Raw genomic sequence first — 15097 nt, forward strand, 5'->3', positions numbered from 1 at the left:
AATTAAAAAATATAGTTATGGCGGAGGTAGAATGAAATATTTAACTAGTGAAGAAGTAACTAAAGCGAAAAAAAATATTAGTGAAATAAAACCTTATAAAACTACTAAAGAGATTATCTTTTCTAATATTTTTACTTTTTTCAATGCTATGAACTTAGTCTTAGCAGCATTTATAGCTACAACACTTAGATTTGAAAATATGTTATTTTTAGGTGTAATCACTATAAATACTGCAATTGGTATTTTTCAAGAAGTTCGTTCAAAAAATGCCCTTGAAAAGTTGAGTTTGCTAGGTAGAAGTAAATACCGAGTAAACCGTGATAATGAAATAATAAATATAGATTCTGAAGAAATCGTCCTGGGAGAATATCTACATTTAAATCTTGGTGATCAGGTTCCTGTTGATGCCGAAATCATTGAAGGTAGTATTGAGGTGGATGAATCACTGTTAACTGGTGAAAGTGACAACATCTTTAAGACTACTAACGATAAAGTAATGAGTGGTAGTAACGTAGTTAGTGGTAGTTGTTTAGTAAGAGCTATTGCTGTTGGAGAAGATAGCTATATTAATAAGCTTGCTAAAAGTACTAAAGAATTTAAAAAATACCCATCTAAACTTCGTGACTATATGGATAAAATCTTAAAAGTTATATCTATTCTATTAGTTCCTGTCGCAATTATGCTATACATGCGTGGTGCTAGCCTAGGACGTGGTTATATAGAAATAGTTCTTCGTAGTGCTGGAGCTTTAGTAGGTATGATTCCAGAAGGTTTAATCCTTCTTGTCAGCGTCTCTCTTGCAGTTGCTGCGATGAAACTTGCTAAAAAGAAAGTTCTAGTTCAAGAATTATACTGCGTGGAAACTCTTGCCAGAGTAGATGTCCTTTGTTTCGATAAAACAGGAACTATCACTACGGGTAATATGAATGTTGTAGAAATCGATGATGAAGTTGCAGAGAAATTATCAAGTTATCTTGCATACTTCGATGATGAAAATGCAACATCTAGAGCTTTAAAGAATCATCTAACATGCAAAAAACAATGGGATGTAGAAGAATTAGGAGCTTTTTCTAGTAAAAATAAATATTCATTTATAAAACTAAAAAACGGTAGAACGTATTTCTTCGGAGCATATGAATTTTTAGGCTTCTCTTCTGAAATGGATGAATATTATGAGAATCTGAAAAAAGAAGGTTATAGAATATTATCGCTAGCCTATACTGAAGATAACACAAACATCCCTACTAATATGAAACTTGTGGGACATGTAGTTCTATCAGATGAAATAAAAGAAAACACAAAAGAAACATTCAAATACTTCGAATCACAAGGTGTTGAAGTAAAAATAATTAGTGGAGATAATCATATAGCCGTGTACGGTGTCGCTAAGAAAGCTGGTTTCAAAGGAGATGCTAAGGCTATTGATATGACTAAAGTGACCGAAGAGAACTTTGAAAAAACTGTTCTTGAGAATGACATTTTCGGACGCGTTACCCCTGAACAAAAACAGAAAATGGTAGCCGTATTACAAAAAGCTGGAAAGACTGTCGCTATGAGTGGTGACGGTGTTAATGATGTTCTTGCCTTGAAAAAAGCCGATATTAGTTTTGCTATGAATGGTGCTACTAGTGCTGCAAAAAGCGTATCAAATATCGTATTCTTAACAGATGACTTCGGAGTATTTTACGATATACTTATGGAAGGTCGTCGTGTTATTAATAACATTCAAAAGGTAGCTTCACTATTCCTAACAAAGACATTCTTCTCGATTGTCTTCTCAATACTTAGTGTAATCTTCGCCTTGGAGTTTGCGTTTATCCCGATTCAATTTACGATAATTTCAGCAATAACAATCGGTATTCCATCCTTCTTCCTAACTTTTGAAGCGAATAAAGAAAAAGTAAGCAATAACTTCATGAAGGACATACTGACAAACGCTGCGATCGGTGGTGGTATTTTAGTAGCTACAGTACTACTGACGAACTTTGCCATCACAGATAATTCACAAGCGAAATTTATCTCTTTCCTTCTTGCGTTAATAAATGGATTATGTATGGTTGCAAAAGTCAGCTTACCTCTTAACAAATATAAAGTTTCACTACTTTCTATGTTAAGTATAGCTGCAATTATAGGTGTGGGAGTTAATATATTTATCCTGAAAAATCACTTTACACCATTAGTATTTTCTCAAGTAATTTATATAATTATTCTTGGATTAGTAATTTCGATGGTCCACTTCTTTACGAGAAGGAAGAACAAGTAAAAAAATAAAAGATATCAGAAGGGGCCTGTGATTCGACCCCAAAAGTCATAAATTTTAAAAAAGTGTATATGATAACTCATAGACGCAGTGGTTTATTGATATCTAAATTCGCTTTATAAAAGCTTTTTAGATATCTAATAAACTGTGCGGGGGTGACTCAACAAAATCGATTTCTACGAAATCACGATTTTTGGGTCACTCCCTAGCTTCAATTTTCATGTTTCTCTCTGATATCTTTTTATTTATTTTCTTAGCGAGTACCTTCTATCTCTATTTTCTCCATGAGATTCCAGTAACTCATACTCAACAAATTTCGCAATATATCTTCTAACTGTTGGCTTAGATTTTTCGATTAGTTCACAAACTGCTGCTACAGTAATATATTTCTCATTTTTCAAGTATTCTCTTATCTTTTCAAAAACATCCTGTTCTGCTTTAGACAATTCTTTTGTCTTATCATCAGGTTCCTTATACGCTAGTAGCGTTTCTAATATGACACCTAGCATAAATTCTATAAACACTGTTGAATTATTGTTTCTGTCTGCCTGTGCCAAAGCCTTATAATACTGTTGTTGATTTTCATATATTATTGTTTCAATCGGTATCCAACTAAACAACGGATTCCAATTAGCTAATATAACATTTTGCCATAACCTTCCCATTCTTCCATTTCCATCTTCAAATGGGTGAATCATCTCTATTTCATAATGAAATACGCAACTCTTCACAAGTGCTGGAGTTTCATCTCTACGTCCCCATTCAAATAATTCCCCCATTAAATCACCAATAAACTGAGGTCGCGCACCTAGATGAACCATATTTCCTTGCTCATCAAAAATTCCTACATCTGAATTTCTATACTCCCCTGACTGTCCTACTATTTCTGTAGTTAATAATTTATGAGCAAGTAAAAAATCCTTCTCACTATAGGGGTCTAAATTCAATATTTTTTCATAAGCCTCATATGCATTCTTTACTTCTTTTATTTCTTTTGGATCTCCTAGAACTCTCTTCCCATCGATAATCGCTGTAATTTGCTCTATTGATAAACTATTATTCTCTATCGCTAAAGATGAGTGGATAGATTTTATTCTATTTTCTTTTCTTAAATGTAAGTTTTTCTTTGTTTCTATTTCAAGATTTCCTAATACTTTAGAAATCTCTATAAGATAATTAAGAATAGTACTCGTAATGGTAAATGGTGGTTTCATAGCTTTCTCCTATCAACTTCTTTTAATCATTATATCATAAATAATAATTTATCGCTCATTTATCGCTCATTTATCGCTTACTTTAGATTATGAATATTATCTAAACACCGATATAATAACTTTTCAAAAGAGTATAACAAAACCCTAGACTTGGTTAATTCCAAATCTAGGGCTTATTTTTTTATTCTTCGTCAGAAGGTTTTTCTTTTGATTTTTCGTCTTCTAGGTCTTTTTCTTCAACCTTTTCAACTTTATCTTCTTCGTTTTCAGCCTCTTCTTGAGCTTTTTTCTCAGCTTCTTCTTTGGCTTTACGAGCTTCTTCTTCGTAGTATTTCTTATTAACTACTTTATCTAGTTGATCCGCTTCTCTTTCATCTAAGTCTTTTGGCATTTTTCCAAATTGGTAAAGAGCAACGATTTCTTTTCTATCGATTGTTTCAACTTCGATAAGTGTTTGTGCAATAAGTTCTAATTGTTCTCTGTGAGTTTCAATAATGTGAAGAACTTTAGCATAACATTCGTTAATAATTTTACGAACTTCGATATCGATTTCTTTCAGCATTTCTTCTGAGTAGTTACCAATACTTGAAAGTTGACGTCCACCATATGGATCGTGGAATGGAGCTTGCATTGGTCCTACAGCATCACTCATACCGTATTCTGTAACCATCGCACGAGCAATAGCTGTTACTCGTTCGAAGTCATTGTGAGCTCCTGTAGATACTTCATTAAAGAAGATTTGCTCTGCAGCACGTCCACCAAGTAATCCACAGATTTTGTCAATTAAATCTGTACGAGTTTGGAAGTATTTTTCTTCTTCCGGAATCATAAGGTTATATCCACCAGCATCACCACGTGGGATAATAGTAACTTTTTGTACTTTATCAGCACTATCAAGTACCATACCTACGATTGCGTGACCTGCTTCATGGTAAGCTACTAAACGTTTTTCTTTTGGAGTGTATACTCTACTACGTTTAGCTGGACCACCGATTACTCTGTCCATTGCTTCATCTAAGTCTTCTTTTTCAATATTAGATTTATTTTCACGAGCTGCTAATAATGCCGCTTCATTAAGAATGTTAGCAAGATCCGCACCAGAGAAGCCTGGAGTTTTTTCTGCTAATGAACGAAGGTCAACACCTTTAGCAAGTGGTTTGTTTTTAGCATGTACTTTAAGAATAGCTTCACGACCTTTTACATCAGGTGTAGAAACTTTAATTTGTCTGTCGAAACGACCCGGTCTTCTAAGGGCGTTATCTAATACGTCAGCTCGGTTAGTAGCTGCAATTACGATAATACCTTTTTCCCCATCGAATCCATCCATTTCAACAAGAAGTTGGTTAAGAGTTTGTTCACGTTCGTCATTTCCTCCACCTACTCCGCTTCCACGTTTACGTCCTACAGCATCAATCTCATCAATAAAAATGATACATGGCGCATTTTTTTCAGCTTCTTTGAATAGGTCACGAACACGACTTGCCCCAACCCCTACGAACATCTCAACGAAGTCAGATCCTGAGATTGAGAAGAATGGTACTTTCGCCTCACCAGCTACAGCACGAGCTAGTAACGTTTTACCAGTCCCTGGAGGACCCTCAAGTAGGACACCTTTAGGGATTCTAGCTCCCATCTTAGTGAATTTACGGTGATCTTTTAAGAACTCAACCATTTCAGCAAGTTCTTGTTTTTCTTCGTCAGCTCCAGCTACATCATCAAATGTAACTTTCGCTTCTCCACCATCGATTTTTTTAGCTTTAGATTTTTGGAAGCTCATTACTTTGCCTCCACCGCCACCTTGCATTTGTGTCATAAAGAACACTAAAACACCCATAAACAAGATAAGCGGAATAATGTTACCTAAGAATGATAGAATTGCTCCAGTTTTTTCAGCTGGTTTATATTCTACTACACTTAATTTTCCATCTTTAGCTTTTTCATTAATTTGTTTTTGTACTTCAGAATCAGATGCTGCAACTACACTCTCGAAGTTCTTATTACCATCTGTGTAAGTACCTTTAACATTGTAGTTCTCATCTTTTCTTTGTAGACTTATTTCTTTAACCTTGTCGTCCTTAATAGTCTGAACAAGTTTAGCATAGTCTATTTTTTCAGTTGTCCCAGGTAAATCTTGCTGCCAATATGCAAATAATCCAATCGCGATTACGATTAACGCAAGCATACCAAGGATAGGGTTTTGCCTTTTTTTGTTATTCATATAGACAATCTTCCTCCTATCATTTTTCTAAACATAATTTATTTTACCATATATAACTAAAGTTCGACTAATATTTTGACCTTTTTTGATTAAAATATTATTATGAGTAAATCTCTTCTTTTAGAACACCGATATAAGGTAAGTTTCTATATCTCTCATCATAGTCTAAACCAAATCCTACTAGGAATTCATTTGGTGAAACTATACCGATGTAATCAGCTTCAACATCAACTACACGAGTTTCTGGTTTATCTACTAATGAAGCACATGCTACTGAAGCAACGTTTCTTTCTTTTAAGTTCTCAATAAGAGCTTTAAGAGTTCTGCCTGTATCTACGATATCTTCAACGATAATTACGTGACGTCCTTCAATATCCATTCCACAATCTTTTTTGATTTTGATTACACCAGAAGATTCAGTACCTCCGTGATAACTAGATACATCCATAAAGTCAGTAACTACATGAATATCAATATGTTTTAAAAGTTCTGCCATAAAAGGTAATGCCCCTTTTAATGTACAAATTAGAACAGGACATTTATCTTTATAATCCTCTTCAATTTGTTTAGCAATTCTTTTACTAGCAACAACGATGTCCTCGTGTGTAAATAGAACTTTCTCGATATCTTTTAATAAATTTTCCACTGTTTTATCCTTTCGTGTTTATATAATAATCATATTTTTTGTTTTTGTTAACTTTAGTATTTATTCCTAAAACTCCTAGAATCCCATCTTTGTTGCGAATTACTGGAAGTTTGTCTCTAAGTTCCTTGGGAATCTTTTCATCGATAAAAAGACGCGAAAGTTTTTTACTAACCTTACCTCTTTGAATCCTATCTCCATCCTTTTTAGTCGTAACTATCAAAGGCAAATCCTCTTCATTAAATCCAACCTCAGATGAATTGTTAGTTGTTGTTATTAGAAAATTACTCTGATGAAATGTATAAACTTTATTAATATCCACTTCATCTATTATTAATTCTATCTTATCATTATAACATTTTTTTTCGATTTTATGAACATAAATACTATTATATTCGCTAATAATTTTTAAATTATTTTTCAAATCATAACTTTTATTGTTATTTCTATTTTTCAAATCTTCTATTATTGTAAAAAGCGCTCTTTGTTTCACATCAAAAATACCGAAATTATTTGCTAATATATCTCGTAGCAAGAAATAAATCTCTTCTTTGGTATTTTTTAATAATCTTTCTTTATCTAATTTAACTTTATCTTCTTCTAAGGAAATCACATAGTCATTTTTAGCTTCTAATACTTTATTTTTTAATTCAGTATTAATATTTTGATAATAACTAGAAAAATTAATCAAATTATCAAAACTTGCAGCATTCACATCGTTCAACAATGGTACAATATTATGCCTTATATTATTCCTTGTATAATCAGTATCGAAGTTTGTTGAATCGACATAGTATTTTAAGTCATTTTTATCGGCATATTGCTCAAGGTCAGCTTTTAATACATTTAATAATGGACGATAAACTTCTAAGTTTCCTATAGTCGTCTTCTCTTCTATCATCAAATTATAATCCATACTGCGTCCACTAAGGAGCCTCATAAGGATATTTTCCACCTGATCATTTTTATGGTGAGCTGTTATTAACTTCACACCACCTTCTAATGAAGACATCTCCTCAAAAGCATCATAACGCAGTTTTCTTGCGAGCATTTCCTCTGATGTGTGACTATCTCTTACTAAATCTTTCATATTTAGCTCTTTTTTGTAGAACTTAACATTGTAGTTTTTGACAAAATTCTCTACGAACTCGGCTTCTTCATAAGACTGCTCTCTTAGACCATGATTTATATGAAACGCCACTAATTCCTTATAACTCTCTTTGTACTTTGTAACAAGTAGATGAAATAAAGCTATAGAATCCACTCCTCCTGACAGACCTAGTGCTATTTTATCAGTTTTTTGCCATAAAATATTAATGTCCATCTAGATAACCTCTCTCCTGAAGACTTTTCTTAATTTTTTCGAACTTAACTTCAGCTTGCTTTGTCGTCGCAATAATATCTTCTAATAATCCTTCTGGCGCTGGAGGAATTTCTTTTTTCTCTTCTTTCTCCTCAGATAACTCGGTAATATTACTCTTCTTGCCTTTTCCTACAGAAATCTTCATATTCCCTATAAATTGAAGTTTTTTCAAATCTTTTAGAGTTTTTGTCTCTTGCTTAGGCTCCTGCGCCTCTTCCTTCACTTCTTGTTTTTTCTGAACTTCAGGTTGTTCTTTAACATCTTTTTTAATCGGTGACTTCGGTTTATTTTTCTTTTTATTCTGTTTTTCTTTAGAGTTTTTCTCTACTTTTTTCTTGTCACCTTCAGCTTGTTTCAACTCTTTTTGCGTTAAAATAACTAAAGAATCCTTTGTACTTTTCTCCTCGGCTTTAATAACAAAACCAACAGAAAAAATCTCTTCTAGCTTCTTCTTTTTACCTATAAACATATTTTCCTTTGGTAAAAATGCATCTTTGCCATTTTCTAGTTTGATATATAATCCTTTGCTTTCAACTTTCGTTACCTTACCTGCAACCTTGCTCATTTAATCACCTCACTATCAATTAGAAAGGGAGCGACTCAAAAATCGTGATTTCGTAGAAATCGATTTTTCAGAGTCACCCCCGCACAGTTTATTAGATATCTAAAAAGCTTTTATAAAGCGAATTTAGATATCAATAAACCACTGCGTCTATGAACTCTCATATACACTTTGTTAAAATTTAGGTCTTTCGGGTCAGCCCCTACATCTTAAATCTTTCCTATTTATTTCACTTAAATATTATACCACACTATATTCATCTATTGAAATATCAAAGATAATCCGGGAGAGTAATATATAACCCGTTATACTTTATTCCTTCGCAACTAAAAAACACCAACTTCAAAAAAGTTATTCTTCTGAAATCAGCGCTCGATTATTAAATCTTCTTCTAAATAATGTTATGTTAACTATCTCTAGTAAAAAACACCACTAATCTTTATTATACCATAAAAATAAAGTTTTTATCAGTCTTTAATTTTTAAAGTTTTTGTGTTATGTTAAAGTTACTAAAGGAGCTGACTCAACAAAATCTTGTTTCTTAAAAGATCATACTTTTTGAGCCACTCCATATTCATAGTAAATACGCAATACGCGATTTCAGGGAGGTTGCTATGGTAAACGCAGAAAAAATAAAAAAAAGATTTTACATATTTCTAGTATTCTATGTTTTATTTGGTATCGCGCTATCATCAATATTAGATAGAGAACTTAGTTCAGATTTCAAACAAAAATACAAAATCATATTATTTGTGATTGAAGTATTTTTTATGAATTTACCTATGCTGCTAGCTTTGATTATAAATAACTATATAGCTAAAAAAACTAAAAACGTAGAAAAATAACACTCTCTAAAACTAGCTAGCGAGTGATTCGATAAAATCTTGTTTCTTTGAAATCAAGACTTCCGCATCATTCCTATAGCAAAAAGGGCGACTCAAAATCACTTTTGAATCGCCCTTCTTTTTTTATCCGTTATAACAATTTATTATTTCAAATAACTTGCTACGTATTTCTTCATTTGTTGAATATCCTAGCATTGATTTTAACTCTACTAGTTTTTTATCTAATTCCTCAACGTCAATGTCTAAGGTTGTATTTTTATATATCATTTTGTTATCAGTCTTTTCGCTACTTTCGTAATCAAGTGATAACTCTTCATACATTTTCTCACCAGGTCTTAGTCCAATTTCTTCGATGTCTATATCTTTATATGGTTCTAATCCTGATAGTTTAATTAAGTTTGTCGCAAGATCTATGATTTTTACAGGTTCTCCCATGTCTAATAGGAAGATTTCCCCTTCACTTGCGTAATATCCAGCTTGTAGTACTAATTGTGCCGCTTCTGGAATCGTCATGAAATAACGAATAATATTTCTATGTGTAATAGTGATAGGTCCACCTTTTTTAATCTGTTCTTTAAAGATAGGAATTACAGAACCATTTGACCCTAATACATTACCGAATCTAACCGCAGCGAATTTCGTTTTATACTTATTACCTTTTGATTGTAAAATAATCTCTGTTAAACGTTTCGAAGCACCCATAGCATTCGTAGGATTTACCGCCTTATCAGTAGAAATCATAATAAATCTTTCTACTTCTTTTTCGATGGCTACATCCATAACATTTTTTGTTCCAAAGACATTGTTTTTTATCGCTTCTTGTGGACGACGTTCCATTAAAGGTACGTGTTTATGCGCTGCCGCATGGAACACTACGCTCGGTTTATACTTATCAAATACCTCAGCTAACGCATCTTTTTCACGAATACTTACTATTTCAGAAATATAGTTTATATCATCATATTCCTTACTATGTGATTTTTCAAAATCTAAATCACGTTCTAGCATGTACAAGGCATTTTCGTTAACATCTACTAAAACAAGTTGACTAGGTTTGAATTTAAATATCTCTCTTACAATCTGACTTCCAATTGAACCGCCAGCTCCCGTAACAAGGATACTCTTTCCTTTAATATAAGAACGAATCTCCCCTTGAGAAAGCTTCACTTCTCCACGTCCTAATAAGTCCTCGATAGATACATCTTTTAAGTGTTTAGAAATACTCTCTCCGTCTTCTACAGCAACACCAGAGCTCATTACCTTAACACTAACATTAGCTTCTTTCAGAACATTTAATATTCTATTTTTGTTATAAGCACTAATCGAAGGAATAGCTAAAAATACTTGTTCTACTTCATATTTTGGAATAAGTTTTAGTATTTCATAAGTTGTCCCAACTACTGTAACACCGCTAATTACAGAATTTTTTCGATTATCATCTATAAGTCCAACTACATTAGCACGGAAAATATTATTTTTAGATAACTCTTTTAATAATATGTACCCCGCATCTCCCGCTCCGATTATAAATGTATTTTTATAAGTGCTAGCTCCAGATCTACCAGCTTCTCTTTCACGTAAGGCACGGTATAACATTCTTGTAAACATCATACCCGCTATTATTAATAAAGGTGAAAAGATAGCAAATCTAACATTTGAGAAAGTATCAGGTAACATATACTGATAAAGGATACTCGTAATCAAGTCCCCTAGAACTACAGAAATACAAATACTTACTATCTCATTAACACCTAAGTATGACCATAATGATTTATTAGTACCAAATAAATAAAAACTAATTGTATATATAACAAGTGAAATCACTAGAAATTCTAATATCTCAATATAGTGGTCATTTAACATAGCAAACGGATTTGATGCCTTACCTAGAAATATCGATGCCAAAATCCCTAACGTAACCGTTAGTAGGTCTAATAACATAATAAGTTTAAATCTATGATTTATGTATATTTTTGATGAAAATAGTTTATTCATAACATCTCCTACAAATTTATCAAAGAGCATAAAAGTTGATTAACCCAAAATCATAAGTACTAAAAAAATTTATTCATAACTAAAAAACTATCAGTACTTAACAAACTATGTGGGAAACAGGGAGTGACTCAAAAATCGTGATTTCTAGAAACAAGATTTTGTCGAGTCACCCCCGCACAGTTTATTAGATATCTAAAAAGCTTTTATAAAGCAATTTTAGATATCAATAAACCACTGCGTCTGTGAGTTCTCATATACACGTTGTTAAAATTTAGGTCTTTTGGATCAACCCCCGCTCCCTCAGCTCTTCTATATATTTTAAAACAATCTATAACCAAAGTAACATGTCGCAGCAATAATGATACATAATATCAAAATGCTGATTTTTCTAGTCTCCTTAATTACTTTTATCTCTACTATTTTTTGAACCATTAATATAGTTATAGCTACGAAAATCGCAGTAGTCTTAATCCTTTGATTTTCTATAAACATCGTCGCAATTATAATAGCTAAACTAAAAACTGTAATAAGCATATTAACAGCCATAAATATTAATTTTTTATCCGCCATAATTATTTTTTCCTTATCTTGATTGTTACTTTAACAATCGGTGTATCCGTCGCAATTCTAATACTCTCTTTAGGATATATTTTTAAATTACTACGTTCTTCTATCTCTTCTTTAACATCACTTAAGTCGACATCAACAAACATCTCCGATACTCTAGCTAGTGCGCCCTCGTCTTCTGCTCTTATAGCTACTTTAGAAACATCCGCAGTTACACTAATCAATTCAAATCCTGGTGGAAGAGCACCTATAGTATTTACCTCTAAAGGAACTTCTTTTTCAATATTTTTAAGTTCTATATTCATAACCGTTGAATTTGGCTCTATCTGAATATCCTCGATTTTATTGTAATCACTATCGTAAGCTACTAACTTAGCCTCTTCCCTAGTATTCCTATTAATCTTTGTACGAGTATCGCTCTCAGCACGAACCTCATTTATTCTATTAAGACTCTCTATAGCTCCAGAAATCTTAACAGTCGGATTAGATACGCTAAGTTTATCTACCTCATACCCAATCAATAGACGTTCTTTTTTTACTATCGGTGTAACTTTGAACTCTTTTGTCGCTTTTTCTCTGATAGATATCGTTATTGTAGATGGTTCCGCGGTTCCATCTACACCTCTTTCTAAACCTTCTATCTCAATTCTAACCTTCTGATCATCACCTATTTGGGCATTTCTAAGATTCAATTTTGCCTTGAAATTTTTAGCAACACTTTCTTTCTGAACTTTTGTTTGTGTTCCAGATAATTTCACAGATACAGTATTAGGAATACCTACTACATAAAGCTTATCTCTATCATAATCAACATCCAGTGGCACATCACTTACCCAAGCTGTTGTATTATTGCTTGTATTTCCCCCAAGAACTGAAAAGTTTTTAAAATTCTCATTAACCGATAGAAACAATAGTATCGCTATTAAAAATGATATTAACTTTAACTTATTATTTTCTTTTAGTTGCATAATATCACCTCTTATTTAATTATTTTATCTTGTTGTTTCCAATTTTTTGCCAAGTAATCTAATAAATCATCTGTTGAATAATCTGAAGTTAAGATTCCATTCTGACAGACACTAATCTTTCCTGTTTCTTCAGATACAGCGATTATTATAGCATCTGTGACTTCAGATAATCCTAGAGCAGCACGGTGTCTTGTTCCATAGCTACTAGCTATTGATCTATTATCCGATAGAGGTAGAACACAGCTCGCAGCACGAATCTTATTTTCATCGATTATCATAGCACCATCATGCAAAGGTGTATTTGGAATAAAAATATTAATTATAAGTTCATTCGTCACCTCGGCATTGACCGTAATTCCACTTTCTACATACTCATCAAGTCCCGTATTATTTTCCAGTACGATTAACGCACCTATTCTTCGGCGCGCCATATGTCTAGATGAATCGACAACAGCCTTTATAATATGTTCAGTTGAATCTTTCTGAACATCTTTGTAGTTAATATTGAAGATATTAGACAGCTGTACCCTTCCTATATATTCAAGAGCTCGTCTTAATTCTGGTTGGAATATAATCATTATACCTAATACTCCCCAAGTTACCACTTGTTCAAATATGTATGTCATCGTCTTAAATCCGATAAAGTTAAAGAATATTTTTAATCCAATAACAATTAAAATACCCTTAACAAGTTGCATACCACGAGTACCTTTTAATAAACTTAGTAGTTTATAGACTAAAAACCAAACTAATAGTATATCCAATAAATGAATAATTAGTGTTAGCGTACTTACTCCTGATAAGTATTCAGCTATCATAAATAATCTCCTTCCTTTGATTAATAATATCATTACCACACATAATATGCCTATAGTTATACGTATAGCAATCCATATTCAATTATATCATAAAATGCAAACGTTGTGCTATTTTTTTATAAAAGAAAAAGGGAGTGACTCGACAAAATCGTGATTTCGTAGAAACAAGATTTTGTCGAGTCACTCCCGTAAAGTTTATTAGACATCTAAAAAGCTTTTATAAAACGAATTGGGATATCAATAAACCACTGCGTCTATAAGTTCTCATATACTTTGTTAAAATTTAGGACCTTTTTATCAGCTCCGCAAAATACCTCCGGTAATTTTAAAACTATAACATGTAGAACACCGCCTACTAAAAACTATGATAAATAATTTAAATATAAATGTTCAAACCTACCGAGTATATTAACTTCTAATTAATCAACTTTGCTTACATATACAAAATCTGTAGGCGGCACAATACCTTCCCCCGTATCTGGTTGACCTGCAGTTATTAAGATGAGATCAAAAGCTTCAGCTAGTCCAGCTTTTTTAGAATATAAAGCAGCATTACTTAACATTTCTTCCATACTTAACATCTTAGGTTCGATGAACGGCACTATTCCCCTAGTAATAATTAACTTTCTAGCACTTTCTCTATCAGGTAAAACCGCTAGTATAGGCACATTTGGACGATACCTCGCAATAAAACGAGCAGTTGCTCCTGACTTCGTATAGGTAACAATATTTTTTACATCTACTGATTCTAAAAGGTGTTTGGTTGTCATTGAAACAGCGTGAGAAATACTCATTTTATAGTCATCAACTTCGAATCTTTCGGCATCAACAGCATTATTTTTTTCAACAGTTCTTATGATTTTATCTACGACCTCTAATGCTTCACACGGATAATCCCCAATCGCAGTCTCCTCTATTAACATAACCGCATCAACACCATCAAAAATTGCATTCGCAACATCAGATACTTCAGCTCTTGTCGGTCTTGGATTATAAACCATAGAATATAGCATTTGAGTTGTTAAAATAACTACTTTCGCAGCTTCGTTAGCTCTTCTTACAATATCTTTTTGAATTCCCGGTAAATCTTCATAGGGAATGTCTACCCCAAGTTCATCACGATTAATCATAATTGCATCTGCAATCTTTAGTATTCCATCAAGATTCTCATAACCGTCTTTACAATCTATTTTAACTATAACCCCTATATTTTTTCCATGTGATTTAATAAGCTCTTTCACCTTTGTAATTTCTTCTAAGTTACCAACAAAAGGACACGCAACAAAGTCGACGTCATTTTTACAAGCAAAATATATTTTTTCTTCATCAATTCTAATAAGTTTATATTTATTCTGAGCATATATGTGATCCACATCATAAATTATAGCTAAATCTCTACCTACTTCTTCTCTTAAAGACTTAATCTTCTCTATTCTCTCGATATTCTCTTCATTACTTCCATAAAAAGAATCTATCAATACAGCATCCGCTACACCCTCTACTATTTTTCGTAATACTTTATCAGTTGCATCGCCTAGAGTGGCTATTATTTTAGAATTTCTAATCATAATCTTATACCTATCCATACTTTAATTTTCACTTTTATTATAGCACAGCGAATTATAACATACCATAACCTAGATA

12 protein-coding genes are annotated in these 15097 nt (G+C 32.6%); 2 read left to right on the forward strand and 10 right to left on the reverse strand.

Annotated features, from left to right (window positions below; translation table 11 throughout):
* Nucleotides 1-31: 31 nt before the first annotated feature.
* On the forward strand, nucleotides 32-2263 hold the full coding sequence (locus tag RWQ74_RS00345; protein ID WP_314395741.1) for an HAD-IC family P-type ATPase: 2232 nt from the start codon (nucleotides 32-34) through the stop codon (nucleotides 2261-2263).
* Between the two features lie 242 nt (nucleotides 2264-2505).
* Here the strand turns inward: RWQ74_RS00345 and RWQ74_RS00350 are convergent, their stop codons facing one another.
* The 5 genes from RWQ74_RS00350 to RWQ74_RS00370 all read right to left on the reverse strand — a co-directional run bounded on the left by RWQ74_RS00350 (nucleotide 2506) and on the right by RWQ74_RS00370 (nucleotide 8263).
* Nucleotides 2506-3474 carry a Fic family protein gene (locus RWQ74_RS00350; protein WP_314395743.1) on the reverse strand — a complete coding sequence of 323 codons (969 nt, stop codon included), beginning with the start codon at nucleotides 3472-3474 and terminating at the stop codon, nucleotides 2506-2508.
* A gap of 181 nt (nucleotides 3475-3655) precedes the next feature.
* The gene (gene ftsH / locus RWQ74_RS00355) at nucleotides 3656-5692 is read right to left on the reverse strand and encodes an ATP-dependent zinc metalloprotease FtsH (RefSeq protein ID WP_314395745.1); all 2037 of its coding nucleotides are present in this window, start codon (nucleotides 5690-5692) and stop codon (nucleotides 3656-3658) included.
* Nucleotides 5693-5792: 100 nt separating this feature from the next.
* On the reverse strand, nucleotides 5793-6338 hold the full coding sequence (hpt, locus tag RWQ74_RS00360; RefSeq protein WP_003144217.1) for a hypoxanthine phosphoribosyltransferase: 546 nt from the start codon (nucleotides 6336-6338) through the stop codon (nucleotides 5793-5795).
* 4 nt (nucleotides 6339-6342) lie between these two features.
* Nucleotides 6343-7659 (reverse strand): tRNA lysidine(34) synthetase TilS, encoded by a 1317-nt coding sequence (gene tilS / locus RWQ74_RS00365; RefSeq protein ID WP_314395747.1) that lies wholly within the window; start codon nucleotides 7657-7659, stop codon nucleotides 6343-6345.
* On the reverse strand, nucleotides 7649-8263 hold the full coding sequence (locus RWQ74_RS00370) for a S1 RNA-binding domain-containing protein (protein WP_314395749.1): 615 nt from the start codon (nucleotides 8261-8263) through the stop codon (nucleotides 7649-7651). The genes tilS and RWQ74_RS00370 overlap by 11 nt, the downstream gene beginning before the upstream one ends.
* 611 nt (nucleotides 8264-8874) lie before the next feature.
* On the opposite strand from RWQ74_RS00370, the gene RWQ74_RS00375 reads away from it, so the two are divergent.
* Nucleotides 8875-9105 carry a hypothetical protein gene (locus RWQ74_RS00375; RefSeq protein WP_314395751.1) on the forward strand — a complete coding sequence of 77 codons (231 nt, stop codon included), beginning with the start codon at nucleotides 8875-8877 and terminating at the stop codon, nucleotides 9103-9105.
* Between the two features lie 123 nt (nucleotides 9106-9228).
* Here the strand turns inward: RWQ74_RS00375 and RWQ74_RS00380 are convergent, their stop codons facing one another.
* The 5 genes from RWQ74_RS00380 to RWQ74_RS00400 form a co-directional block, all read right to left on the reverse strand.
* Nucleotides 9229-11100 carry a nucleoside-diphosphate sugar epimerase/dehydratase gene (locus RWQ74_RS00380; protein WP_314395753.1) on the reverse strand — a complete coding sequence of 624 codons (1872 nt, stop codon included), beginning with the start codon at nucleotides 11098-11100 and terminating at the stop codon, nucleotides 9229-9231.
* A gap of 318 nt (nucleotides 11101-11418) precedes the next feature.
* Complete coding sequence (locus tag RWQ74_RS00385) at nucleotides 11419-11670, reverse strand: hypothetical protein (protein ID WP_314395756.1); 252 nt, start codon at nucleotides 11668-11670, stop codon at nucleotides 11419-11421.
* A 2-nt stretch (nucleotides 11671-11672) separates the two neighbouring features.
* Nucleotides 11673-12635 (reverse strand): CdaR family protein, encoded by a 963-nt coding sequence (locus RWQ74_RS00390; protein ID WP_314395757.1) that lies wholly within the window; start codon nucleotides 12633-12635, stop codon nucleotides 11673-11675.
* An 11-nt stretch (nucleotides 12636-12646) separates the two neighbouring features.
* Nucleotides 12647-13453 (reverse strand): diadenylate cyclase CdaA, encoded by an 807-nt coding sequence (gene cdaA, locus RWQ74_RS00395; protein WP_314395759.1) that lies wholly within the window; start codon nucleotides 13451-13453, stop codon nucleotides 12647-12649.
* 419 nt (nucleotides 13454-13872) lie between these two features.
* Nucleotides 13873-15039 (reverse strand): pyruvate kinase, encoded by a 1167-nt coding sequence (locus RWQ74_RS00400; protein ID WP_314159812.1) that lies wholly within the window; start codon nucleotides 15037-15039, stop codon nucleotides 13873-13875.
* Nucleotides 15040-15097 lie beyond the last annotated feature (58 nt).

Source organism: uncultured Gemella sp. (assembly GCF_963525165.1).
Taxonomy (GTDB): Bacteria; Bacillota; Bacilli; order Staphylococcales; family Gemellaceae; genus Gemella.

Bases quoted from the DNA above. Each gene is read 5' to 3' on its own strand.
- RWQ74_RS00345 (WP_314395741.1), top strand. From the start codon at position 32: ATGAAATATTTAACTAGTGAAGAAGTAACTAAAGCGAAAAAAAATATT.
- RWQ74_RS00350 (WP_314395743.1), bottom strand. From the start codon at position 3,474: ATGAAACCACCATTTACCATTACGAGTACTATTCTTAATTATCTTATA.
- ftsH (WP_314395745.1), bottom strand. From the start codon at position 5,692: ATGAATAACAAAAAAAGGCAAAACCCTATCCTTGGTATGCTTGCGTTA.
- tilS (WP_314395747.1), bottom strand. From the start codon at position 7,659: ATGGACATTAATATTTTATGGCAAAAAACTGATAAAATAGCACTAGGT.
- RWQ74_RS00370 (WP_314395749.1), bottom strand. From the start codon at position 8,263: ATGAGCAAGGTTGCAGGTAAGGTAACGAAAGTTGAAAGCAAAGGATTA.
- RWQ74_RS00375 (WP_314395751.1), top strand. From the start codon at position 8,875: ATGGTAAACGCAGAAAAAATAAAAAAAAGATTTTACATATTTCTAGTA.
- RWQ74_RS00380 (WP_314395753.1), bottom strand. From the start codon at position 11,100: ATGAATAAACTATTTTCATCAAAAATATACATAAATCATAGATTTAAA.
- RWQ74_RS00385 (WP_314395756.1), bottom strand. From the start codon at position 11,670: ATGGCGGATAAAAAATTAATATTTATGGCTGTTAATATGCTTATTACA.
- RWQ74_RS00390 (WP_314395757.1), bottom strand. From the start codon at position 12,635: ATGCAACTAAAAGAAAATAATAAGTTAAAGTTAATATCATTTTTAATA.
- cdaA (WP_314395759.1), bottom strand. From the start codon at position 13,453: ATGATAGCTGAATACTTATCAGGAGTAAGTACGCTAACACTAATTATT.
- RWQ74_RS00400 (WP_314159812.1), bottom strand. From the start codon at position 15,039: ATGGATAGGTATAAGATTATGATTAGAAATTCTAAAATAATAGCCACT.